Raw genomic sequence first — 24,399 nt, 5'->3', positions numbered from 1 at the left:
TGACGATGGGGTAAAACAGGACGCCGTAGCGTAGGTATCTCCGCCGATATGCACCAACTCTTGCGGTTCAAATCGCCGCAGGTAGGTCATCAAATCCATCTCGCGGGCAGCGGCGATCTGGTCTTTTGATAAGTAAGGCGTAATGTTCACCTCCTGGGGACATGAAAAAAGCGCAAGCATTTCTGCCTGCGCTTCCAATATGATTTATTTTTGAATGATTACGCTCTCTGCAAGTAAAACTCACTTTCCGCCACACGGATTACGAAATCATATTCCAGTCTGGTTGCCTTGGACATATTGATGTTGTACCGTTTACAGACTTGACGCAAGTGGGCAAAGTACTCTTTGTCCTCTTTTGTCAGTGGAGCTACCCAGCCGGTTTCAGCAGCGTGCTCCTCAATACGCTGGAGATATTCAAATCTTTTCTGATCCATCATCTACGCCCCCTTCAAGATAATCTGCAATAATGTCTGCTGCGGCATCCTCCCATATTACCAAACGAAACGGGTCATAAGACGCGACCTGCCTCGCTCCAAATGCTTCCGTATAATAAGCCAGAAGTTCACTTGTTTTTGCTTTGAATATCAGAACGCCGTCATAACCTGCGTTCAAGGAGATCTGTACCGCATAAGCAAACAAGGCCCTTGCAATTCCAATATATTTCTTTACCTTCTTTTCGGCATGAAGAAGATTTGCATTGCTGTGACTGGCATTCTCCAGATAGATAATTTCAACGGCCAAGCCATCCTCATCCATTTCGTATGACATCAGCCCCAACAGTTCATCATTGTCCGAACGGTGCAGAGAGACCTTATTGGGAAGCTGGCTCGCATAAGGCGTCGTCCAGTCGGTTTGCCAGCCTTTGGTTGTTGCCATATCCTGTTCAGTTGCAGCCTTTACGATTGCCGGAATCTTACCTCTTGAGGCGGCATCTAAAACGAACAAACTCAGCATGGTCATCCCACCTTTCACAATGTAGATTATCATAATCGAGCACAAAAAACAAGCACACCGCGTCAGTTTGTCGCAGATTGGCTTTCGCCATACGCCATCACAGCATTGACCAGCCGTTTAAATCTATCCTGATATTCAGGAGCAAAAAAAGGCCGTCAAAGATTTCCACGTGGGAATAGTAATACTTGCTGACTGCTTCAGTAACACCCTGCATATCCTGAATAGCTTCATTGGCAAAGGCTTTGATGTTGCGAATGTCCGCGGTACTCTCCCGCAGGCAGTCCAGCACATACTCGATGTGGGAGGAATCAAGCTTCAAAAAACGCTCCTTCACCAACGCCGTATAAAGCTGCTTTCCGCCGATGCGCATGAAGCTGCCCTGTGTGCAGAGAACCTCCAGCATGAGGTCCGCGATCTCGTCGATGTCGTCATAGGGATGCTGCCGGCGCAGGTGGTCATACTCGATATTCTCCCGAATCTCTTTTCGGTATCTCTCGATCAACTCCTCCGGCTGCGCGCCCGGATGGATAGATGGATCAGTATTACTCAACTCAGTATTATTCTTATCAGTCTTATTACACTCGGTTTTTCCGAGGTCTTGACTTCTGATTTTCCGAGATCCAGACTTCGGTTTTTCAGAACTCTTGACTTCGGTTTTTCCGAAGTCTAGATTTCGACAGATCGGAGGCTTTGGTTCCGGTGTATCCTCGCCTGATTCGTCCTCCATGCCCATGAAGCGGAGAACGTAGATCTTGGCCGGTCTGCCAAGCCCCCGCTTGACCCGCCTAATGAGTCCAACGCCTTTGGCGCCGTCCAGTTCCGCGAACAGCTTGACCGCCTTATCCATCTTGCAGCAGAGCTGTTCGCACGCCTCCTCCAGCGTAAAATAGATATACACATGGCCGTCATCGTCCATCCAGCCGTTTCTCATGGACAGGCTCATGCGGTCCAGCATGAGGCCGTACAGCAGCTTCGCGTCGGTGGAGAGCCGTCGAAAGTACGGCTCGGTGATCAGGAGCTTGGGGATGCGGAAAAAGGCGTATTGCTCGGCGTCCATGCCGAGATGGTATGCAAAGATTGCCTGCGGCATATCTGACACCTCCGTTCAGCCACAGATTTTTATATCTCAACGGCGATCCGCAGCACAGGAAAAGGGAACATTGATGCGTAATGCTCCCTTTTCGTTATCGGACCTGCCGGTGGATTCTTATTCAGTTTGACTTAACACATCACTGTCAGCCGTTTGTCAGATAATTGTGTTTCCCGCACGGGGCTTTCCCTTGATTTTGCCCTTATCAGCTCACGCGGTCAAGGGTAACAGCGTGTAAAGGAAGATAATTTTGGGCGGTTTTGATTTCTCAATAAATCCAGTGATTTCAATGCTTTGCGCCGATTTTGACAGTTGTTTATAACCGCTAATAACGGGTGAAATATTTGGGCGGTGCGAATTTAAGTTTGCTCACACCTTTTAGATGTTTTAAGGTCGCCGTAAAAGGCGACCTTTTTGTAATATTGGCAGCTTTTTTGATTGATGAAATGAGCGATGCTGTGGTATAATATCATAAAAGAGTTTTGATGCGAGGAACACCATGAAGAATAAAAAGCCTCCTTTTGAAATTACTAATGCGATTATCGGTTATGTTGCTGAGATTGCGGAATTGACAGGAAAGCTGTCATCCACTAACAAGCTTTCTGCCAACCCTACTTTGCGGCGCACCAATCGCATCCGAACAATTCATGGCTCACTATCCATCGAGCAGAACACGCTGACTTTGGAGCAGGTTACCGCTGTTCTCAACGGCAAGCAGGTTCTGGCTCCGCCTAAAGATATTGCAGAGGTCAAAAACGCTTATGAGATCTATGAGCGATTGGAGGAGCTTGATCCCTACTCTGTGGATGATCTGCTGACCGCCCATAGCATCATGACACGGGGTCTGGTGGATGAGTCTGGTGTGTTCCGTTCCAAGCCCGTTGGCGTTGTAGATCAGGAAGGGCATGTCTTGCATTTTGGCACTCTGCCGCAGTATGTCCCCGATTTGGTCATGGAGCTGCTGGACTGGGTTAAGAACAGCGATGTGCATATGCTGATCCGCAGCTGTGTGTTCCATTATGAGTTTGAACTGATCCATCCCTTTGCCGATGGTAATGGCCGTGTGGGCCGTCTGTGGCATACGCTGTTGCTTTCCAAATGGAACCCTGCCTTCGCATGGTTGCCAGTGGAATCGATGATTCATGCCCGCCAGCCGGAATACTATGCGGCAATCAACGCATCTAACGATGCCGGAGAGTCTACGGAATTTATTGAGTTCATGCTCTCATCCATCAAAGCATCGCTCATTGATGCGATCAATGCGAGTGATGAAATGAGCGATGGGCCGATGGATAAAGCAGCAATGCGCTGGAAGCAGATTGAGAAATTCCTGGAAACACATGAGTTTATTATGAACGCGGATGTGAGAAACCTGTGTGGCGTGTCAGCCGCAACGGCAAATCGCATTCTTGCGGGGTTGGTTACAAAGAGTAAACTTGTCAAATATCACATAAGTGGTCATTGGAGATATAAATTAGCGCCCTAAAAACTCCCTATATAAAACAACCTTTAAAGCGAGGATAGTATTATGGCAGATAAAGTTGGTGGCTTTATTTCAAAACTTCAATTCAATAATGGAGAAACTGTTGATATCAGCAAAAATGATATTGTTGTCTTTGTTGGCCCTAATAATGCTGGCAAAAGTCAATCTCTAAAAGATATTTATGCTTTAGCCCAAGGACCTGTACAAGGGACGGTAATTACGAGCATTGAGATAACGAAAAATACGCCAGAACTTATACCGCTTCTTGATACATTAGATACACCTAAATCCGAAAGTGATTACAAAGAATGCTTTATTAAGTCAGTTGGAGGTCATGGCCCTGATTGGGTAAATACCGTACTTGAAAAGTACCCCGATTTAGATGATCCAGTATATGCCGAAATAAAGGAGTTTGTCAGTAGTATGGGGATATAAGATTGACCTGATGAATGGCCGCTTACGTTAATTTTCTGCCCCGCTTACAATAACCACAGCGCTACCCTAACATGCTCGATGCCCGGAAAACCCTTGATTTTCAAGGCTTTCCGGGCATCGCTTACATTAGTTCCGGCGGGATACATAGCTCCTCGAGATGCCGAGCTTTTTGGCGACCTCGCGCTGTGTGCGGGGCATTCGGCCGCCGAGGCCGTAGCGCGAAGTGATGACCTCTTCCTCCCGCTCGGTCAGGCACTCATGCACGAGCTTTCGCACGCGCAGGCAGTCGTCGCGGTCCTGAATGTCCAAGTACATCGTGTCCTCGACGCCGACGACGTCCATGAGGTAGAGCGACTCGCCGTCGGCGGCGGAATCGAGCGAATCGTTGAGCGACACCTCGCCCTGTAACTTCTTCCGGCTGCGAAAGTACATCAAAATTTCATTCGCTATCCTCTCCCAACGGATACATAGATTGGTCAACAGGCGGCAAATCCGCCTCTCCATCCTCCGCAAAGAGGTACACATAGGCATTTTTGCCGTCCCAGACCACCTTTTTGACGATGGTGCGCAGCAGGCGGCGTTTTTCCTCCAGCGTGGCAGAATCCACCGCGCTGGCGAAGGATTCGATCATTTCCTGATGGAAAGCGAACTCCTGATGGAGCATCCGGCTCTGCTCGGTGAGGGCTTCCAGCTCGGAAAGTCTTGCCTGCTGAGTCTCGCTCTCCCGATGCAGTTCGTCGATCTGCTCCATGACGTACTTAGCAGAGGTGTCGCTGGCAACGGACAGGGACTCCACCAGCCGCTTGATGCGGTCTTCCGTTTCGGTGTGCTTTTCCCGGAGCAGCGCCAGCTCTGCGTCGTAGCCCTCCTTGCTGCCGCTGATGACCTTCTTTGTCTGCGCCAGCAGCCGGGTAAGGGTCTCCTTGTCGGCGTACAGCTTGCGGATCTCCTCGATGATCTTGGCGTCCAGCGTGTTGCCGTTGCAGTTTTTCATAGAGCAGACCGTGCCGTGGCTGCGCTCCTTGGTGGAGCACATGTAGGTGTAGATCAGCTCGCCCTCCGCATTCTTGCGGTTGGTCAGCTTCGGGCGCATATAGTCGCCGCATTCGCCGCAACGCAAAAGGCCGGACAAAAGCGCCACATTACTGCGCGGTTTGCGGTAACTCTTGGATTTGTTCACGTCCAGCATAGACTGTACTCGTACCCAGTTTGCGCCGGAGATAATGCCGGGATGCTTCCCCACTGCCACAATCCAATCTTCCATCGGGCGGATCTGAGTAGCCTTGCCAGGGCGTTGGAGCGTGCGGTTGTAGGCCATAATACCGTGCTCACCGTCAAACTCCCATTGCTCGGCAAAAAGGTCAACGTGGTTCTCCTTGAGATACTGATAAGCCGTATCGTCAGCAATCATATAAACCGGGTTTGTCAGAATACCCCGGATAGCAAAGCGTGTAAATTGCTTGCCTCGCTTTGTGACACAGCGGTGCTCCAACAAGTACTGGTCAGTTTTACTGAGGGAGCCACTTTCCGTGAACACAGAAAAAATTGTCTTGACCAGCTGAATCTCCTCCGGAATAGGTTTGAGCTTACAAGCTTTCTTAACCTTGCCATCTACTGTTACGCTGGACAAGCTTTCCGAAGCGTAGCCAGTTGGTGTCGTGCCGCCCAGCCAGCGTCCGGTCTTGGACAGCTCATGCATGTTGTCGCGGATACGCTCAGCTATGGTTTCTCGCTCCAGTTGGGAGAATACTGACGCGATATACATCATTGCACGCCCCATGGGAGAGGACGTGTCGAACTGTTCCCGGATGGAAATGAAGTCAATGTGGCGATCGCCCAGATCCTCGATGAGCTTCGCAAAGTCTCCAATATTGCGGCTAATCCGGTCGAGGCGATAGACGACAATGGCAGCGAACTCAATCTTCTGGGAATCCCTCATCATCTGCTTAAACTGCGGACGCTCCAGATTGCCGCCGGAAAAACCCTCATCCTCATATACAAGCGCATGCTCTGCCTCGTCTTCGCCAAAGTGCATTGCAATATACTGGCGGCACAGCTCAATCTGGTTCTCAATGCTTTCACCTTTCCCTGTAAATTTGGATTTGCGGGAATAGATGACGTATTGCTTCACCTGCGGCTTATCTGTTGTTTTCATAGCAACACCTCGATTACATTGTTAGGTTGTTAGATATATTGTAACGGATTGGAATCCATTTGAAAAGGTGTAAATGAGAAATTTTGGAAAGTTCTCTAAAGAACGTTATACCCCTTTATACCCTTTTGAAAAGGGTATAAAGGGGTATAACGCATTCTCACTGCCAGTTTCGTTTCAGGACTTCACTTTTGAGATACAGCGTGCTCTTCTCCGATGTTTTGATTGGATGCAGCTTCCCGCGTTTCGTCAGGTCAATGATATTCTGCCGGGAGCAGCCCAATATCTCCGCCGCCTCCGCTGCATTGATAACTCTGTGCGTGGCAAAGTTCCGGAAATCCTCAATAGTCAGCGGAACGCTTTTGCCGACCCGGTAGAGCATCGCATCCGAGACGGTCATGTTCACATCCCATGCAACGCCATATCCGCCTGTCTGCATCTGCACATGCTGAAAATAGTCCGGCTTCTTGAGAAGAATCTGAAATGCTCTTGTCTTTTCAAAATGCTTCTGCAAATCGCATTTCTTCACTACGCCATCTCGGAAAAATACCAGTAGACAATGATTCTCTAGTGGCAGTACATCTTCAATTCTCTTGGAGAAGCGCTTCGTAATTTCCTCTGGCAGTTCCTTGTCATCAATGGGAACAAGGTAGTAATCATCCTGTGCACATCGCCCCATTGCCAGCATCAGAAGCTCATACTCATCATATTCCTTCAGATGATTGTCGCGCAGAATCTCACCGATGTTCTGGCGGTCGATCGGAACGATCCGCTACTGAACCCAGATCTTGCTCCAATAGGAATCGACTGTGGTTTCCCCACGCTTCACAAAGGAGTCCAGCAACAGCGGCGTTTCCCATGCATCCGCATTTTCAGGCAGCTCAATATAGAACTGCTTTTCCTGCCCGTAATACAGGAGGTATGCCAGATCCTTCTGCTCCTGCACCAATTCATCTCGAATTGCATAAATCTTCATATACAAAGATCTGCTCGGTAGCTGCAACTACGGCGTGGATCGCAGCCGTATCACACTCGAGCAGGCTGGAATCGATGTCAGTCGGCAAACGGTTTATCATGTCATGAAGGAGAACGGCTAGCTCTATAAAAGGCACTTCTGCACCGTCTTACCAGGACTGCAGCAGAAGCTCAGGAATAAGAAAGCCTTTTGAAGCGAAGCTTCGGCCAGAGCATCCGATGGTGAATTTCCTTGCTACGCTCTAAAAGGAGAAGATCCGCCGAATCGCGGTGTACAAGCTGCCGTGATCTTAGGTCAAGACTATCATTTTTCTCTACGTTTTTGCCTATTGCAACCATATCAAAATCTATACGCGCAATCCACCGGGACTGCCGCCCATGCGGTTCCAAGAGCGAGCGGAGGCGCATCGGCCCGATGCCACTTAGCCAATTCTCACCGTCAGTAGTTCAGATTTTGGACGTTTCCCAACTGCACATTTCTTATTCTTATACTTTCTGCGCCATCCACTTCTTATGATAAAAGCGGTGGCAGGATATGGCGGCGCGCACAGCCCAATCCGCAATCGCAGCCCCCCAGACAGCAGCAAGTCCCCAGTCAAATAAATGAATTAGAGTGTATGCCAGCGGCAAGCGAACCACCCACATGCCAAGCAGAGAAATGACAAATGGCCAGCGGGTGTCACCAGCTCCGCGCAGCACTCCACCAAGAACAACGCCAATCGCCAGCAGTGGCTCTGCAAATGCCTCAATGCGCAACATCTGCGCCGCTAGCAGAATTGTTTCTGTGTCATCTGTAAAAAGATCAATAATCGGCACTGCAAACAAAAACATTGCTGTACTGGTGACAAGCATCACGATAATACCTAAACGATTACACCAACGTCCGTAGTGCAGGGCAAGGTCTTTTTCCTCCGCGCCCAGCGACTGTGCCACCAGCGTTGTTCCTGCCGTTGCAAAGCCATAGACTGGCAGATAACAAATCTTTTCCCCCGTATCCGCTAAAAGATTTGCCGACAGTGCCATTGTTCCGAGTCCGGTAATCATCGAGGTCGCTGCAATTTGGCCAAACGATATTGTCATGCGCTCCATTGCAGTCGGTACAGCCAGGCGAATTGCCCGCCGAATAATAAAACTGTCCGGAGAAAAGTCTTCCTTTAGGCTGATCTGATAAGGTGTTTGCCGTAAGAAAAGAATCAGAAGAAGGCCTATACCGGAGAACGCTATAGACATTGAAGTTGCCGCTGCAGCACCGCTGACACCCAGTCCGGCACGCTGCAGCAAAAAATTTTTGCCAAATAATTGTATTTCCTTTGAGGGATAAATCAGCAGGTAATTTCCACCCACATTGATAATATTTGTTAAAATATTGAATTTCATCGGTGTCTTGGTATCCCCGGCACAGCGCAGCAAGTTTGAACAGACGATGAGAGAAATATTAAACAGATATCCCATGCCGATAATACGCAAGTAACTTCTAGCAAGCGGCACAACTTCCTTTTCCGCATGCATCCAGACAGGAAGATTCGGCGCAATGAAAAGGGTGACAATCAACGTCAAAAAAATACCAGCCACGCCGATCGCCAGAATGGATTGGCGGATGATAACTTTTGCCTGCTCATAGTTTCCCTCTCCGATGGAATGTGCTGCCAGCACAGAGTATCCAATGCCGACTGCATTCATAAAGCCATTGATGAGCCAAATTGTCGACATAGTTATACTGACTGCTGCTGTTGCATTTACTCCGATGCTTCCAACCATAGCAGTATCCACGTAGTTAACAGCTGTCTGCAGCAGAAGCTCCACAATGGTCGGCCAGGATAGAAAAAGGACCTGCTTCCAGGCAGGAATGTTTCTGTCAAAGAAATTTTGCTGTTTCAGCATGCTGCTTTCCTTTCGCTATATAATAATGCAAAGGCTCACCGCTGACGTCTGCACGCGGTAAGCCTTGCATAACATTCATATCACTATTTTTTCATTTTGTCAACGCTTGAAAATGCGGCGAACCCGGTGGTTGATAAGGCTGAAGAAGTAGGTGCCGGAGTGCTTGGAATTGGCAAGCAGCTCTGTCAGCTCGACCTCCTCGCCGCCATCCTGACCAATCAGAAGCATCTGATCATTGACGCAGACATCGGGGATATCCGTTATATCGACAAAACCCTGGTCCATATTGAGTGACAGAATCGGTGCTTTTTGTCCCTTTATCATGACGAAGCCACCATTGCCAGGCAAATCATCCGGATAACCGTCTGAATAACCAAAGCTAGTCACAGCCACTTTCATATCACGGGATGCTGTGAGTGCAAGTCCGTAGTCAAAGCGTTCACCGGCCTTGACTTCATTAATCTGGGCAACAAAGCCGCGCCAGTACAGAACCTTCTCCAGCCCAAGCCGATTAAATTGATCCACTGACCAGTCATATCCAACCAGAAGAAGCAGGCTGCGTACCATGTTGTAATGATACTGTGGGAAGCGGACGGTTGCCGGAGTGTTCGCTGCGTGACAGTATTTCAGCGTAATGCCTGCCGCTTTGATCTGTGCAAGGCCGCTGTCAAATGTAGCCGCCTCCTGTTCGATGATGGCGGTGTCGATTTTTGCTGAATTAGAAAAATGAGTGTAGGCACCCTCAATATCAATCCCCGGCAGCCCATTGATGTCATTCAGCAAAGCCGCCAGTTCGTCACCCGGTTTCGCACCCATACGGCCTAGCCCGCTGTTGATCTTGATGTGTACTTTCGCCGTTGTTCCACGCTTTACTGCCTCTGCGGAAAGAGCGCGCGCATAGTCCGCATTGGAAAGCGTGGTGGTAATTTTATTTTCAACCACATAAGGGATATTGTTAAACGGGGTTCCGCCGAGCACTAGAATGTCACAGTTCACTCCGAAATTACGAATGCGTTCCGCCTCAATGGTATGCCCTACACAGAGCATATCAAACTGGCATTCACTTACCAAAAACTCTGCAATCTCTTCGAGTCCGTGCCCGCAGGTAGCTCCCTTGAGCACAGGCAGGAACTTAACATTTTCTCCTATGTGCGCACGTATTTTCTCCACATTGCGTTTGATTTTTTGAAGATCAACCACAACATAGGAATTGCCGGTGATGCCAGTCAGGTCTTCCATTACATAAACACTCCTTTATGGTTTCATTCATCTGTTAGTAGATAGAGGGGGAAAGGAAATCTTTCCCCCTCTCAGTCTGTCGAGGAACCCGGTCTGTACTCAGGAGCAGACTGGGTCTCGAACATATATGAGCGAAAAAACAGCAAAACGAAACGAGGACAACAGATTTCTCCATTTCCATGTGGCCAATTTTTTCAAGTTCATGGCAACAAACTTAAGCTTCACCCAGTTCGTCACCTGAGCCAAGCCTCTGTATTGCGTATAACGCATCGCGTGTTTTTCCTTGGCGTCCGCGAAGACCCGTTCAATGATTTCCTTTCGGCACTTGTAGAGCTGCGCGTACGCAGGCGTATATCTGGCATCGTCCGCCAATTCCTCATAGTCCTTCCAGATATGCCGCTGCACCGTTTTAACACAGTTCTTGGAATGCGTACACCGTTCTCTGGTCGGACAGGCGGCGCAGATATTCGGATCACTCTTGTATTCCCTATATCCATCACGGTTCGTCGTGCTGTATTTCAGCGGCTGGTATTCGGGACAGAGCATGCAGTCGTAGAATTCATCATAGACATACTTCCACCACTCATGTCCATTCTTCATGGTCTGCGGGAGCTTGTAGGCTGTGGAAAGGACTCTGCCATCGCCGAACACTTTCTTGCAAATATGAGGCGTTTTGTATGCGGCATCGGCCACAACGGCCTCTACCTGTGGGAAATTTTCCGTTACTTTGTCGTAAACTTCATCAAAGGCCACGCTGTCATGGACATTGCCGGGTGTCACGACTGTTTCCAGCACGAAACCGTTCTTGTCGCAGGCGGTATGCGCCTCATAGGCGAACTGTCGCTTATGCTCGCCCTTTACGAATAAGCCGCAGTCCGGATCTGTCGTGCTTTTGGTTACAGTACGAAAGCCTTGCTTCTTCCTACGGGCCAGCTTCTTCTTAGAGGTGTTGTCTTTGTGCTTCCTGGGAGAGGCCGGAGGATCGTTGTCATCATCAAAGGGCTTCTTGCCATGCGCTTCTCTATCCGCATTGACCTCTCCCATCAATTCTTTTGCATAGTGCCTAGCAGCTGCTGGGATCTGTTCCTTCATCTGCTTCTTCGTGTTGGCGTTGGCCTTGATGTGAGTACCGTCAATGAAGACGGCCTTGGGCGACAGATAGCCTGCCTTGGCTACCTCATCCAAAATCCACGCAAATACCCGATCCACGGTCTCTTCGGTGAACCGATGCCGGAAGTTATAGCTCACCGTGGAAAAATGCGGCGTTTCCACCTGCAAGGGATAACCGAGAAACCAGCGATAGCAATTGTTTGCGCTGACTTCTTCCGCTGTCCGCCGCAGCGAGGGAAGGCCGTACAGATGCTGGATCAGCACCATCTTGAACAACACCACCGGATCGATGCTGGGGCGCCCATTATCCTCACAATAGAGCGGCTCCACCATTTCATACAGACGTGTGAAGTCCACCGCTGCATCTATCTTTCGCAGCAAATGCTCCTTCGGCACCAGTTGGTCTATGACTACGAACTCTACCAGATCTCGATCCATTTTCCCGCGTTCCAGCATCTTTCATCACTCTTGCCCACTCTACCATATCTATCAGAAAAAGCCCAGCTCCAGCCGCTCTTTTTTGACAGACTGAGAGGGGGAAAGGAAATCTTTCCCCCTCTGTTTTTCAGCGCTTATCTTCCGTAAAACTCACAGTTGGGTACGCCATGATTCTCAACAACCGATTTCAGCCCAATTTTGCTGTCTTCTGTTGCGAATACAATTTCGGCCGCCTTTAGCTCAAATGCGCGCGCTTCTTCAATGTTATTCTGTGTCGCTTTCCTGACGCAGTCCTTATAATATTTTACCGCAATTGGTGCGGCCTTGGACATCTTCTTTGCGGTTGCAAGGCCTACAACCTCAACGAGTTCATCTGCTACAACCTTGCTTGCAAGCCCCAGTTCGTAACACTGCCGGCCAGTAAAGTCCTCATTTAAGAACATATAGTCCAGAACCTTGTTCCGCCCGATCCACATAGGCAGGCGCAGAGAGCTCATGCCCCAAGAGCCGACCGTACCATAGTAGATATCGCCATCGTGCATCCGAAAGCCTTCTCCAACAATACGGATATCAAAGGCGTTGAACATCGCCGTGGAGCCGCCGATGCACCGTCCCTTTGCCGCAACGAGCGTCGGTTTAGGGCAGCAGTCGATACGCTCAACCAAGCGGTTGCCAAGAACGGAAAAGCTTTCCGAAATCTCCTCTGCTTCGCCGTTAATGCCCTTTTTTACATCGCCGCCGTCCGCTCCATAGGAAAAATCAGGCCCATTCGCTTTTACCATGATAGCGCGAACAACATCATTCTGTTCAAATTCGTCCAAAGCGCGCATCATTTCAACCATCATGCGTTTGCTGACCGAGTTGAGCGGCGGGTGATCCAGCGTGATCACTCCCACGCGCTCTACGATCTCGGTTTTGATTGTCAAATAATCCATATCTGTCCTTTCTGTGGCTCTGCCGGCTCATTCCGCCAGAGCCGCCGCTTTATTTTTTGTTTCACTGAACAGCTTTTTCGTCAGTTTGCAGCGTTATTGCTCTTTTCGCTGGCGGAAGCCATGACAACGTCTGCCACCTTTGCAGTGTTTTCAGTCGGCGCATGCTTGGTGCAGAGGCTCACAACGATATATGTCACTGCGCCGGGGAGCACGGGGAAAATGCTGGAGAACGGAACTGTGATCACGCCGAAGATACTCAGCAAAGCTGTGATCATACCAACTGCCGCAGAAGCTGCCGCGCCCTTTGTCGTGCCGCGTTTCCAGATGATGCCGCCCAGCAGCGGGACCAGCGTACCGGAGAGCATAATGGTATAGCCGACCGAAAGAAGATCAATAACATTTGTAAACGCAAGCGCGCATACAACGGCTGCCACCGAAACAACAATATTGACGATGAGATTCAGGCGCTTCTGCTGCTTTTCCGTTGCATTCTTATTAATAAAGCCGCAGTACAGGTCATGAACAACAAGCGCATCCGTCGCCACCAGCGCACCACTGGCAGTCGACATGATCGCCGCCAAGATCGCACAAATCATTACAGCACAAACGATCGGGGAAACCTTGTTCATCAGCATGACAATGAACGCATTTCCGCCAGCATCAGGGAACTCTGCGCCGCTCCACATGCCGATATAGACCATCAGCCACCCAAAAAGGAACAGAGGAATGCAACTGAGCAGATGTCCCCAAAATGCCGTTGCTTCCGTCTTTGCGGACGCCGCGCGCTGAACAGAGGTCTGGTCGACCAGCACGGAAAGAACCATCGGGCCAACAAACATCATCCAGAGTTCCGGAGAAATGTTGAAGAGGTCAAACTTCTCCGCCGGATAGAACGCATGGATCTCCGCAATGCCGCCCTGTGTGAACATTGAGATACCTACGACCAGAACGCCGACAATGATTACGCCGACCTGAAATACCGCCGTTGCGTAGGAACCCCAAAGGCCTGCAAACATCGTGTAGACCAGCATAACTGCCGCTGTAATAACAAGTCCGATCGTCGGGTCAATGCCGAACGCCTGGAAAATGGCCTTTGCGGCAACCAGCTGACCGCCCATGGAAGCAGCGCAAGCAAAGGGGCCGATGCCGCTGTAAAGCAGGATGATGAAGTTGCTGTCATATCTTCTCTTAAAATAATCCGAAAAAGAAACCAGCTTATTGCGGTAAATAAAGCGGGTCATTACAAACGCGTGGACAAGGCAGGCAAGGCCGCACGCGATCGCATACCATGCACCGGCAACGCCCAGCTTTACCGCGTACTGCGTCGTGCCAATAACGACACCGGAGCCAATGCTGGCGCCTACCGCCGATGCGATAATAAACCAGATGCCGGACTGTCCGGATGCCGTGAGGAAGTCCTTCGTCGTACTGGCGTGCTTGCGCCCGCGCAGTCCGATGATTACGTTGATCGCCATAAAAACGATAAAGGTGACGATAATCAATGTGTACAAGCTCATCTCGATGTGATCCTCCTAATTTACAAAATATGTTTTCCTACACTCCTAACGGGGAATGCGCTCGAAATTCTTTGGTTCATCCCTCCCTTTCTGCGCTCTGTAAAAGCTTCTCTTTAAAGCTGCTCATAAAATGTTTTAGCGTTATTGTAGAGGATGTGTTCCTTCGCATCATCGCTGAACGGAAGCGCTTCGACCTGAGCAATCAGCTTCTCTACCGGCATGCTCTGCGTACCCCAATTGGAAGCAAAGCAAATGCGCTCTTTCAAAGATGTTTCTCCATAGTAGAGATATGGTTCATAACCGGAACCACGCATTGCGATCTTTTCAGGAGCATGCGTTTCAAAATTCAGATAAACATTTTCGTGGCGGATAGCAAGGCACAGGAAGTCCAGCACCCACGGCCAACCGCTGACGCCCGCCATAATTTTTAGTTCTGGGAAATCCCTTGCCACCTGATCGATATAACGGGGGTGTCCGATATCATACGGCACCGCCTTGGAAAGATTCAGGCTGGAATAGATATGGACCGGAATTCCCAACTCGCACGCCTTGCTGTAGAGCGGATAATTTTTCCTGTCCGCCGCATTGAGCTTTGTGCGGAACGCCGTTAAATACAGCGCATGCAGGCCGTATTCTTTCACGCACACCTCAAGCTCTCGAACAGCCTCCTCCCCCCTGTTGGGATCTACAAAAATAAAACCCTTGAATTTTTTGGGAAAAGCCTGTACGATCTCAGCCGTCTTGCGGTTGTCGTGATCGCCGTCGCAGGTGATTCCCCATTCCACGCCGACCTCGTCAAGATGCCGGACAAATTCCGCAGGTTTAACCGCGTGCTTCTCCGCCGCCTCGCGGATGATCCGCAAAAAACCGTCGCGGCCCTCGGACTCATAAATCGCATCAATTTCCTCCACCGTGAGTCCTACCTGTGCAGCAACTCCCGCCCCGTAGGTCTTTTTGTAGCCCCTGTAAAGCGGGTCCAAACACATGGCTCCCAGCATATTGGTCAGCGCTTCCGCCCCCATGGGCATATCCAGACACAAATCAATGACTTTTCTCATGTAAGCAACATCTCCTGCCTTTTCAAATTTTGTTGCAATTCAATATTGACTAATGTCAAAATACACGTTTTTTTGACATTAGTCAATATTCTATTATGACAAAATAATCATTTATCTTTTGTATAATCAGGAAAAAATTAAGGGCTGAAACGGTAATTTTATACCGTTTCGGCCCTTAATAGATCTTTTTACAATCCCAAATCCTCATTGATCAGGACAACTTCCATCTCCATCCGAAACATTTTCCCCAGTAAAACACTGACTCCGCGGCAAATACGTTCCGGACTGCTGCAATCATGGCAGCGGCCAGTCACAGCACATGGCGTTTTCATGTGCAGCCTTTTCGCATTTTGGGGTGCCGCAATATTCCGCGCCCTCCAAACAGCCTTTTCAAAATTTTCTGCAATCTTATTGCGTCCAATTACCAAATATACTTTTTTATGCCCGTACATCATTGACGCCACTCTGTTGCCAATGCCGTCAATACTGATCATTTCTCCCGTTTCTGCGAGGGCATTAACCGATGTGAGAAATACATCTGTGGACATCGCTTTGACCGGATCCACTTCACCCAACACATCGTCGTACATCTGCGATGGAAGGCACAGCGTATTATGCAATGCCAGGAGCTTTGGTAGATTCATTTCCGAAAGCGTTAATGAACCGCCAAACGATACACTCATCCCATTTATCTGTTGGTCCAGATAGTCTGCGGCGTCTTTTGCTGCTTCGAAAGATGATACCGCATAGCCTCGCTTCTTAAGCGCAGCTTTAACTCGATCAAAATTCATCATTCCGCCTCCTTTTTTGATTTCATCATAAATCCAATATTGACCCTTGTCAATATTGGATTTGCCCTTACGTCAAAAATCAAGGGCGTCCCGTCATTCAGCGGGACGCCCTTGTACCATCGGTTTTGCTGCCGGTTTTGCTGGGTATGTTATTTTAAGAGTTCTTTCAACAAATGCACATTCTGCAAACTAACGTTATACCTTTGCACCCTCAGCCAACTCAAATGAACGGTCAACGATGGCCGCAAACTGTTCCTTTGTCAAATCAAACGTCGGCATAATCGCCCGTTCGCCAAAATATGTCATATATTCTCGATCACTCAGCTCGATCATCCCGTAGAATGAGCCAACGATTAGTCCACGTGCAATGCTTTCAACCATGAGTGCGTGAATGTAAAACTCGTTCCCGTCAGTTGGCTTACCGAAATGCTCAAAAGCATCTTTACTGTCACCATAATACAAAGCGATTTGGTCTTTGGAATAGTCCTTACCGCGTGAAGCATATTCCGGAGCTGTAGCAATATACTCTGCAAACAATGGATCGCAGATTATATTCCTGCGGTACAGCAAATATTTCAGCATCAAACGAACCAGCGGCTCTTCACCGCGCGGCAGAACCTTTTCCGCAAGCTGCTCCGTCATAGAAAATCGTTCGTAATACAGCACGTGCATGATATCATCTTTGTTTTTGAAGTAGTAATAAATCAGCGAACGCGGGATATTCAAATACTCGGAAATATCTCTGATATTCGTCTTTTCATATCCGTTCTTTCTGACAAGAAGCGCCATCGTTTCTACGATACTCTTCCGCATTTCTGCGCTCTTTTTATAAACAGCCATCAACTACACCTATTTGTTGCAATATTTTTGTTATTATACCACTCTTTTTCCCCTGCGTCAACCAAAGCAATATTGACGCGAGTCAATATCTATGCTACTGTTAATTAACGGAAATCAATTTTTCTGTGTTTTGAGAGAAATGCCATTTTGGTAAATACATAAAATAAGGAGCGAATAATCATGGAAAAGAACGAAAAAGCATTTGAATCATTTCTTCAGGTATGTACGGTAGTCAAAGATGCAAAGAAAGCCGCAGAAACATGGGAAAAAGTATACGGAATCGGTCCATGGGAAATTGTTCACGCAACCGAGGAAAATTGTCGTGGACGTAAATTTCATGGCGTTTCAATTCCAGATGATGAACCGCACGACGCAATTGTTGCGATGAGCGAACTCGGTAATCTTTATCTAGAGATTATTCAGCCGATTTCAGGGAGCAGCCCCTATGCTGAGTTTCTACAGGAGCACGGCGAAGGAATTCACCATCTGGCGATCCGGCAGAACGACCGATTTGTACCTTTGATGCAGGAGCGAGGGAACGAAGAGATTTTTAGCGTTTGGATCGGGGATAAGTTTTACGCATATTATGATACACGCAAAGACTTGGGCTTTATCACGGAAACATTCTAATCATACTCTCACATAAGATGACGATACCGTCACACTGAATTGTTTCAGTGTGACGGTATTTTTTCGTAACAATTCAAAAAGGCTTGATAAATGCCAAATTTCGTGAAGACATTTATCTTTTCGCTCAAGGCCGCATCTTGGCTGTAGACGGCTCGGTTCTGCAAATTTCTACAAAACCAAATGATGCAGAAACCTTTTATCCCAATGTCATTAAGTCAAGGCACTGGTCTCTGACACCGGCATTTGTTGGTTCGAATCCAACCACCCCAGCCATACTTGGAGAGTGAACCCAGAAGGTCTGGGGACCGCCCGCTAAGCGGATCGCACCGCATGGTGTCAGATTCGAGTTCTGCGCTCTCCGCCACATGGGTCAGTACGCGTAGTTGGCTAGCGCAGCGGTCTGTAAAACCGTGACATGAGAAACATCGTTGGTTCAATTCCAACCTGGCCCACCAACAAGAAGAGGGATACCCTTAAAAAGGTATCCCTCTTGTCATTTATGGTCGCATTGGAGTCAGGACATTCTTTGCATTTACATTTCTGAATCGCTCCTGCAGCTTCTTGATGACGTCAGGTTTGTTTAGATTCATATTGGTAAGTCCTCCTTTCAAGTTGAGCCGAAAAGAAAAGCCGGGAACTCGGGCAGTACGACCTGAGTTCCTGGCTTCACATGAAAAATGCCTCCCGATAAAAGGAGGCTGTCCATCAATGAATCTTTTCGACGCTATCATCTTACCATTAAGGGGATACAGATGCAATTATTGCGACCTACTTCGTTTCGGATTCTGTATCAGAAGATGTGCGGGTCAGATATTATGAAACGCATCAACACCTCCAAGACAACCGAACCGGTTATGAGGATTTAAGGAACATAAAGGAGGCCCTTTTCTTTTTGGCTCCCCTATTTCATGGGAGTATCCAGTTTGAAAAGGATATTTGGTCAGTCATTGCAAAGACGCAGCAATTATTAAAAGAGTGTAGCCTGGTTGCAGAGTAAAATGCAACTGGGCTGTCTCTTTTTCCCCCCTATTTTCCTGCATAGTCAATCGTTAGAATAATTTCATCCCGTTGGGGTGGTCAAAAGGGCCTCTTTTTCTACATTTATTCTGAAGAGCTCTTTAGTTTATGTAGAAGGAGGTCTACATGCTGAATTCGAAGTCTGGGAATATTCAGACACGGCATATGCAATGGAAAACGCACATAGAGTTAAGCATCAAACGCTCGGGGAAGGAGGGCAACAATGGAAGTATTTCTTATCTATCCCAAGTCAGAGCAAGCACAAAAGGAACTTGCCCATGAACTAGCAAAATTTCAGGCAGAGCAGGCACTGAAGAACATCTTGAAGTTGCCCTGTTCCACGGAGCAAAAATTGGAGCTGGTAGATGCAGTAGTGAAGCATTTGAAAGAACAAGCATAATAAATCCACAGGGTTCTCATGAACGCTGACCTGATAGAAAACCGAGCAGACTGATTATCAAGACCAGTCTGCTCGGTTATTCTGTATACGACAGTCACGCAGTACATTCTCATCGCAGTTAAGAGCATTTACCCTCTATTTGAAGTACTTCTCCCATGTGGATTTGAAAAGTTGTTTTCTGTTCTGCTCCCATTGTTTGAGGTTGCAAAGGCTGATGCCTAGCCTATCAGCATACTCTTTTTGCGTTAGGCCAAGCTTCATTCGAATTGCCTTGATCTGCTTACCCTGGCCGTTTCTCAGAAAGAGATTATAGTCATCCAGAAGTCTTTCAACTGGGACCTCGAAAAGCTGTGCAATTCTCCCCATGTGCTCCGGGGGTAAAAGTCCTTTCCATATTCTTCGTAGTGAATATAAGTACTTCGGTATATGCCGGCGTAGTCAGCTACATCTCTCTGCCGCAGGCCTTTCTGGTATCGAAGCCAGCGGAGCTTGTCCGCTGTTTCGGTGATTTTTGAGAAGTCCGAGAACTGCAGATTGAACTTTTCTGCATCCTGAAACTTGTGCGGCAGTATCACCGGAAATTGAAGAATTTGCAGCGGGGCTACTTTTACTGAACCTGATATATTGCAAATCAGAATGTAGCAGCGGACTTCCACTTGCACCAGCAGACGCCATTTTGCATCAAAAGGTGCCTGTTTTGCTACTTCAACCATCGATTGTTCTGTTGTGTTAGGATAGCATTCTCCACGCATTTAGCAGCGTAGGTCGCGAGCCTTGTACCCTTTTCCGGACGGTAGCTCGAAACGCCTTTGATAAGGCCGATAGTGCCGATGGAAATGAGATCATCCTGCTCATCGGACTGGGTATAGTATTTTTTGGCGATGTGCGCCACGAGGCGCAGATTGTGCTCAACGAGCACGTTGCGCGCCTCAATGTCGCCCGCAAGCATGCGCTCGACGTATTTCTTTTCCTCCTGTGCCGAGAGCGGGCGCGGGAACGAGCCGCCCGACAGGTGGAGCGAGAGCAGCATGGCGTGCGTAAGCAAATAAAGTGCAATCGACAGCATAAAAACGCCTCCTCTTTTTCTCCATCCTATGGCCGCACGGGAAGTCCCTATGCAGTGCTTCTTTCCATGGCATGAAGGAACCATTAGGATTCATTATGTCTTTTTAACAATGTCGAAAAGTGGGTATTTCCGTTTTTTGTGTACTCGTCCAATCTTGCATAATCAGTCGCTTTTCCCCCTTGCAGGGTGAAAAAATGTGTGTTAAGATGCGTTCATCTTTAGGAAAGGAGAAACGTCTGATGACTCAGTTCTTTGCCAATGCAGCTGCATCTCACTTCGCACAGGCCGCCTGTGCCGCTTTCTCCTGTTCTGATATGAACAGCATGATTATTCTGGACGCCAGCCTTATTCTGCTGGCGTCCTTTATTATTCTGCCTCTGGCAGTACTGGTAAGAAACAAAACTGAACAGCCCGTCCGAATCGCGACGCAACTTCGACTTCTCTCCCGATTCTCCGCACGAGATAGAGACTGATATCACGAAAGAGGCTCCGTCGATTCGACGGAGCCTCTTCCTCTTAGCTTTTTCACTTTTTCTCGTTCGGCCGGCGAAAAAAGCGGAAATAGATCCCCCCATTCCACATTTTTCAGAAAGAGAGATCCCTCCAATGGACTTTTTAAACTTCCTCATGGCGCTCAGCCCAATTGTCGTCGTGCTTGTCGGCATCCTGGGCTTCAAAAAATCCGCAAAAACCGTCTCGCCCATCGCCCTTGCCTGGACGCTTATCCTTGCCTTTACCTATTTTAACCTTGACGGCCTCACGTTTGCTGAAAACATCAAGGTGCTCGACCCTCTGGTCTGGAAAGGCATCAAGGAAGGCCTCAAGATCGTGCTGATGGTCTTCGGCGCGTTCACCATTTTGAACCTGCTGCGCGAGACCGGCGCCATCGAGGATGTGAAAGCCACCATTGCGCAGATCAGTGATGACCGCCGCGTGCAGGTCGTCATCATCGGCATGATGCTGCCGATCTTCCTTGAGGGTGCAGCGGGCGCGGGCGCTCCCGCCGCCATCGCCGCCCCGTTCCTCGTGGCCCTCGGCTTTAACCCCACCACCTCCATCGCCATCGCGCTGCTCGGCGACGCGACGCCCGCCTCGTTCGGCGGTGCGGGCCTGACGACCATCAACGGCGGTGCGGCCCTCGTTGACGCGGGCCTTGCCACCGTCGCGCAGAACGCCGCGATGGCCGGCCGCTTCCACATGTTCGGCGTGCTCGTCATCCCGTTCATCATGGTCGGCATGGCGTTCGGCAAAAAGGGCTACAAGGGCATCCTCCCTTACCTCACCTTCGCGGGCGTGAGCACGTGCCTGACGATGTTCGTTCTTTCCAACTTCGTCGGCGCAGAGGTCACCTCCATGGGCACGGGCCTCATCTCCATCCTTCTCTCCGTTGCGTATGTCAAGCTCGTCGGCGTGAAGACTCCGGACGAATTCCGCAATGAAAGCGCCAACCATCAGCGCAAGTACAGCTCGTTCAAGGCCATGTCGCCTTACGTCTACATGCTCGTGCTGCTCCCGCTCATCCGCTACGGCTTCCCCGCCGTCGTTGAAAACGGCTTTGCCATCATGTGCACATTCGGCTACATCTTCTGGGTCGACCTTGTCATCCTCGTGTGCGGCATCCTCGGCGCGCTCACGCTGGGCGTGGACTTCAAGACCTATAAAGCCGTCTGCAAGCGCACCGCGAGCGGCGTGCTGCCGGTCCTCATCACGATGGGCAGCCTCCTTATCGTCGCCTACATCATGCAGTCCTCCTCCACGGGCATGATGAACCTCCTCGCCTCTGACATCGCCGCCGTCGTCGGCCGCTTCTATCCCGCGGCAGCCGTCCTCATCGGTTCGAGCGGCGCGTTCATCACCGGCACGGGCCTTGGCTCCAACATCATGTTTGCTCAGATGCACATCGACGCCGCGGCGTCGCTCGGCATGAACCCCATCACGATCTTCGCCGGTCAGAACGCGGGCGCTTCGCTCGGCAACCTGATCTGCCCGAACAACACGGTCGCCGCCTGCGCGACGGTCGACCAGGTGGGCAACGAAAGCGACGTCATGAAGAAGACCTTCAAGGCCTTCGCCATCATCCTTGTTTTGTACATGGTTCTCGCCATGCTTTATACCCGCGTGCTCTTCCCCAACTTCGGCATGTAAGGGCCGCACAAACGATCAGTTAACTACACGGGCACACCGTTTTTGAGAAAGGAAGTATTCTTATGGCAAAGAAAAGAGTTCTCGGCGTGGTCGGCATGGGTCATGTCGGCGCACATGTGGCTTACGCTCTGGCGATCCAGGGCATCGCGGACGAGCTGGTGCTCGTCGACCAGAACGAGCAGAAGCTCGCAAGCGAAGTGCAGGATCTGCGCGACGCAGTCGCGTACATGCCCCACCGCGTGACGGTGCGCGGCGGCGACTTCTCCGACCTTGGCGTGTGCGACGTCATCGTCAACAGCGTCGGCAAGATCGACCTGCTGCGCGGCACGCATGACCGCGTGACCGAGATGGACTTCACCATCCCCGCTGTGCGCGGCTACGCGGAAAAGATCAAGGCCAGCGGCTTTGACGGCGTGCTCATCAACATCACCAACCCCTGCGACATCGTCACGCGCGAGCTGGCACTGCATCTGGGCCTGCCCCGCGGCCGTGTGTTCGGCACCGGCACGGGCCTCGACACCTCCCGTCTTCTGAGCGCGCTGGCGCGCCAGACCGGCCTTGACCACAAGTCCATCACCTGCTACATGATGGGCGAGCACGGCAACCAGCAGTTCGCGCCCTGGTCCTGCGTCAGCTTCCGCGGCGTGCCGCTGGATGAGTGGGCCAAGACCGACGAGCGCTTCCGCTTCGACCGCGACGCGCTGCAGAAGGAGTCCATTGGCGGCGGCTGGGTCACCTTCTCCGGCAAGTTCTGCACCGAGTATGGCATCGCCACCACCGCCGCGCGCATGGCCTACGCCGTGCTGCACGACGAGAAGGTCATCCTGCCCGCCAGCACGGAACTGTGCGGCGAGTACGGCGAAGAGGGCCTGTTCGCGGGTGTTCCCTGCGTCATCGGTGAAAACGGCGTCGAGCAGGTCGTCGAGCTGCCGCTGACCGCCGACGAGAAGGCCACCTTCCACGCCTGCTGCGAGGGCATCCGCCACAACATGGAGCATCTTAAGGAAATCTAAAGAGCAAACAAATTTCGACAGGAGGTCATCCTTATGAATATCACGATCACTAAGACTACCCATCCCGGCACGCTGCCCCCGTCCGACCAGCTCGGCTTCGGCACCGTGTTCACCGATCATATGTTCCTGATGGACTACAGCGCCGACAAGGGTTGGCATGACGCGCGCGTCGTGCCCTACGGCCCCATCACGATGTCCCCGGCCGCGAGCGTCCTGCACTACGGCACCGAGGTCTTCGAGGGCATGAAGGCTTACCGCCGTCCCGACGGCGGCGTGCAGCTCTTCCGCCCCTGCGAGAACGTCGCCCGTCTGAACCGCTCCTGCGAGCGTCTGGGCCTGCCCCAGCTTGATCCCGACGATGCGCTGCAGGCCATCAAGACCGTCGTCAAGGTCGACGAGAACTGTGTCCCGAGCGATCCCGGCACGTCCCTCTACATCCGTCCGTTCCTGTACGGCACTGACCCGACGCTTGCCCTGCACGGCGTGCATGAGGCCACGTTTGCCATCATTCTCTCCCCCTCCGGCAGCTACTTCAAAAACGGCTTACAGCCTGTTCCCATCATGGTCGAGACCGAGGACGTCCGCGCGGTGCGCGGCGGCACGGGCGAGGCCAAGTGCGGCGGCAACTACGGCGCGGCCAACCGCGCGGGCGACCGCGCCATCGAAAAGGGCTTCTCTCAAGTCCTGTGGCTCGACGGCGTGGAGCGCAAGTACGTCGAAGAAGGCGGCGGCATGAACGTCATGTTCAAGATCAATGGCACCGTCGTCACCCCCGCGCTGACTGGCTCCATCCTGCGCGGCGTGACGCGCAAGTCCGCCATCGAGCTCTTAAAGAGCTGGGGCGTGCCCGTCGAGGAGCGTCTGCTGAGCGTGGACGAGCTCTTTGACGCCGCAGCGTCCGGCACGCTGGAGGAGGCGTGGTGCATCGGCACCGCCGCCGTCATCTCCCCGATCGGCGAGCTGAGCTGGGGCGACAGAGACTACAAGGTCAACGACAACAAGATCGGTGCGCTGTCTCAGAAGCTCTACGACGAGCTGACTGGCATCCAGTGGGGCACAAAGCCCGACCCGTTTGGCTGGGTCTGCCCGATCGACTAATTTTGCTATTCTCTCATCTCTCTCATATAGGGAAAAGGCGGTGCGCTTGCACCGTCTTTTCCCTATTTTATCGTTTTGTTATCGTTTTAATTCATGCAAATTGTAAAATAGTGCTCAGCTTATTTTGACATA

The 24,399-nt window shown here is 50.5% G+C and carries 26 protein-coding genes and 1 tRNA gene; 9 read left to right on the top strand and 18 right to left on the bottom strand.

What is annotated here, in order from left to right:
- Positions 1-218: 218 nt before the first annotated feature.
- The 3 genes from NI20_RS0100640 to NI20_RS0100630 form a co-directional block, all read right to left on the bottom strand.
- Positions 219-437, bottom strand: coding sequence for a hypothetical protein (locus NI20_RS0100640; protein ID WP_156108516.1), 219 nt, complete (start codon positions 435-437; stop codon positions 219-221).
- Positions 415-954: a hypothetical protein gene (locus NI20_RS0100635; protein ID WP_033119519.1), complete on the bottom strand. Its 540-nt coding sequence runs from the start codon at positions 952-954 to the stop codon at positions 415-417. Before NI20_RS0100635 ends, NI20_RS0100640 begins: the two co-directional genes overlap by 23 nt.
- A gap of 97 nt (positions 955-1,051) precedes the next feature.
- Positions 1,052-2,044: a DUF6017 domain-containing protein gene (locus NI20_RS0100630; RefSeq protein ID WP_052084325.1), complete on the bottom strand. Its 993-nt coding sequence runs from the start codon at positions 2,042-2,044 to the stop codon at positions 1,052-1,054.
- Positions 2,045-2,543: 499 nt separating this feature from the next.
- Here NI20_RS0100630 and NI20_RS0100625 point away from each other — a divergent pair, with 499 nt between their 5' ends.
- Together NI20_RS0100625 and NI20_RS0100620 are read left to right on the top strand one after the other, a co-directional pair.
- Positions 2,544-3,530: a Fic family protein gene (locus NI20_RS0100625; protein WP_033119518.1), complete on the top strand. Its 987-nt coding sequence runs from the start codon at positions 2,544-2,546 to the stop codon at positions 3,528-3,530.
- A gap of 42 nt (positions 3,531-3,572) precedes the next feature.
- Positions 3,573-3,962, top strand: a complete 390-nt coding sequence (locus tag NI20_RS0100620; RefSeq protein ID WP_033119517.1) for an ABC transporter ATP-binding protein — start codon at positions 3,573-3,575, stop codon at positions 3,960-3,962.
- Positions 3,963-4,088: 126 nt separating this feature from the next.
- On the opposite strand, the gene NI20_RS0100615 is transcribed toward NI20_RS0100620, so the two are convergent.
- The 12 genes from NI20_RS0100615 to NI20_RS13920 form a co-directional block, all read right to left on the bottom strand.
- Positions 4,089-4,394, bottom strand: a complete 306-nt coding sequence (locus NI20_RS0100615; RefSeq protein ID WP_052084324.1) for a sigma factor-like helix-turn-helix DNA-binding protein — start codon at positions 4,392-4,394, stop codon at positions 4,089-4,091.
- Between the two features lie 7 nt (positions 4,395-4,401).
- Positions 4,402-6,117, bottom strand: coding sequence for a recombinase family protein (locus NI20_RS0100610; protein ID WP_033119516.1), 1,716 nt, complete (start codon positions 6,115-6,117; stop codon positions 4,402-4,404).
- Between the two features lie 157 nt (positions 6,118-6,274).
- Positions 6,275-6,802, bottom strand: a complete 528-nt coding sequence (locus NI20_RS13925) for a helix-turn-helix domain-containing protein (RefSeq protein WP_052084323.1) — start codon at positions 6,800-6,802, stop codon at positions 6,275-6,277.
- Between the two features lie 84 nt (positions 6,803-6,886).
- On the bottom strand, positions 6,887-7,090 hold the full coding sequence (locus NI20_RS0100600) for a hypothetical protein (protein ID WP_033119515.1): 204 nt from the start codon (positions 7,088-7,090) through the stop codon (positions 6,887-6,889).
- Positions 7,091-7,575: 485 nt separating this feature from the next.
- Positions 7,576-8,970 carry an MATE family efflux transporter gene (locus tag NI20_RS0100595; RefSeq protein ID WP_033119514.1) on the bottom strand — a complete coding sequence of 465 codons (1,395 nt, stop codon included), beginning with the start codon at positions 8,968-8,970 and terminating at the stop codon, positions 7,576-7,578.
- A 99-nt stretch (positions 8,971-9,069) separates the two neighbouring features.
- Positions 9,070-10,209 (bottom strand): alanine racemase, encoded by a 1,140-nt coding sequence (gene alr / locus NI20_RS0100590; RefSeq protein WP_033119513.1) that lies wholly within the window; start codon positions 10,207-10,209, stop codon positions 9,070-9,072.
- A 99-nt stretch (positions 10,210-10,308) separates the two neighbouring features.
- On the bottom strand, positions 10,309-11,775 hold the full coding sequence (locus NI20_RS0100585; protein WP_033119512.1) for an IS1182 family transposase: 1,467 nt from the start codon (positions 11,773-11,775) through the stop codon (positions 10,309-10,311).
- 116 nt (positions 11,776-11,891) lie between these two features.
- On the bottom strand, positions 11,892-12,692 hold the full coding sequence (locus tag NI20_RS0100580; protein ID WP_033119511.1) for an enoyl-CoA hydratase/isomerase family protein: 801 nt from the start codon (positions 12,690-12,692) through the stop codon (positions 11,892-11,894).
- 80 nt (positions 12,693-12,772) lie between these two features.
- On the bottom strand, positions 12,773-14,209 hold the full coding sequence (locus tag NI20_RS0100575) for a sodium:solute symporter (protein ID WP_033119510.1): 1,437 nt from the start codon (positions 14,207-14,209) through the stop codon (positions 12,773-12,775).
- Between the two features lie 113 nt (positions 14,210-14,322).
- A complete protein-coding gene (locus NI20_RS0100570; RefSeq protein WP_052084322.1) occupies positions 14,323-15,267 on the bottom strand; it encodes an amidohydrolase family protein in 945 nt (314 codons plus the stop codon).
- 188 nt (positions 15,268-15,455) lie between these two features.
- Positions 15,456-16,061, bottom strand: a complete 606-nt coding sequence (locus tag NI20_RS0100565; protein WP_369699379.1) for a lactate utilization protein — start codon at positions 16,059-16,061, stop codon at positions 15,456-15,458.
- Between the two features lie 192 nt (positions 16,062-16,253).
- Positions 16,254-16,898 carry a TetR/AcrR family transcriptional regulator gene (locus tag NI20_RS13920; protein ID WP_052084321.1) on the bottom strand — a complete coding sequence of 215 codons (645 nt, stop codon included), beginning with the start codon at positions 16,896-16,898 and terminating at the stop codon, positions 16,254-16,256.
- A gap of 180 nt (positions 16,899-17,078) precedes the next feature.
- On the opposite strand from NI20_RS13920, the gene NI20_RS0100555 reads away from it, so the two are divergent.
- The 3 genes from NI20_RS0100555 (at position 17,079) to NI20_RS14880 (ending at position 18,945) form a co-directional block, all read left to right on the top strand.
- Positions 17,079-17,528: a VOC family protein gene (locus tag NI20_RS0100555; protein ID WP_033119508.1), complete on the top strand. Its 450-nt coding sequence runs from the start codon at positions 17,079-17,081 to the stop codon at positions 17,526-17,528.
- A gap of 367 nt (positions 17,529-17,895) precedes the next feature.
- Positions 17,896-17,983 (top strand) — tRNA-Tyr (locus tag NI20_RS0100550).
- Between the two features lie 785 nt (positions 17,984-18,768).
- Complete coding sequence (locus tag NI20_RS14880; protein WP_156108515.1) at positions 18,769-18,945, top strand: hypothetical protein; 177 nt, start codon at positions 18,769-18,771, stop codon at positions 18,943-18,945.
- 135 nt (positions 18,946-19,080) lie between these two features.
- Here the strand turns inward: NI20_RS14880 and NI20_RS15915 are convergent, their stop codons facing one another.
- Genes NI20_RS15915 through NI20_RS0100540 form a run of 3 tightly spaced genes read right to left on the bottom strand, consistent with a single transcriptional unit; the run spans position 19,081 to position 20,011 of the window.
- Entirely contained in the window at positions 19,081-19,311 is a 231-nt protein-coding gene (locus tag NI20_RS15915; RefSeq protein WP_156108514.1) for a helix-turn-helix domain-containing protein, read from the bottom strand.
- On the bottom strand, positions 19,242-19,658 hold the full coding sequence (locus NI20_RS15290; protein WP_033119507.1) for a helix-turn-helix domain-containing protein: 417 nt from the start codon (positions 19,656-19,658) through the stop codon (positions 19,242-19,244). The genes NI20_RS15915 and NI20_RS15290 overlap by 70 nt, the downstream gene beginning before the upstream one ends.
- Positions 19,646-20,011: a sigma-70 family RNA polymerase sigma factor gene (locus NI20_RS0100540; protein WP_052084320.1), complete on the bottom strand. Its 366-nt coding sequence runs from the start codon at positions 20,009-20,011 to the stop codon at positions 19,646-19,648. Before NI20_RS0100540 ends, NI20_RS15290 begins: the two co-directional genes overlap by 13 nt.
- 239 nt (positions 20,012-20,250) lie before the next feature.
- On the opposite strand from NI20_RS0100540, the gene NI20_RS0100535 reads away from it, so the two are divergent.
- From NI20_RS0100535 to NI20_RS0100520, 4 genes are all read left to right on the top strand, one after another.
- Positions 20,251-20,484, top strand: coding sequence for a hypothetical protein (locus NI20_RS0100535; protein ID WP_033119506.1), 234 nt, complete (start codon positions 20,251-20,253; stop codon positions 20,482-20,484).
- Positions 20,485-20,617: 133 nt separating this feature from the next.
- On the top strand, positions 20,618-22,156 hold the full coding sequence (locus NI20_RS0100530) for an L-lactate permease (protein ID WP_033119505.1): 1,539 nt from the start codon (positions 20,618-20,620) through the stop codon (positions 22,154-22,156).
- Between the two features lie 62 nt (positions 22,157-22,218).
- Positions 22,219-23,169 carry an L-lactate dehydrogenase gene (locus tag NI20_RS0100525; RefSeq protein ID WP_033119504.1) on the top strand — a complete coding sequence of 317 codons (951 nt, stop codon included), beginning with the start codon at positions 22,219-22,221 and terminating at the stop codon, positions 23,167-23,169.
- A 33-nt stretch (positions 23,170-23,202) separates the two neighbouring features.
- Positions 23,203-24,267, top strand: coding sequence for a branched-chain amino acid aminotransferase (locus NI20_RS0100520; protein ID WP_033119503.1), 1,065 nt, complete (start codon positions 23,203-23,205; stop codon positions 24,265-24,267).
- Positions 24,268-24,399: the final 132 nt, after the last annotated feature.

The organism is Oscillibacter sp. ER4, assembly GCF_000765235.1.
GTDB lineage: Bacteria > Bacillota > Clostridia > Oscillospirales > Oscillospiraceae > Hominicoprocola > Hominicoprocola fusiformis.
Note: the sequence above shows the minus strand (reverse complement) of the source record. Positions and strands in the feature narration are given on the sequence as shown.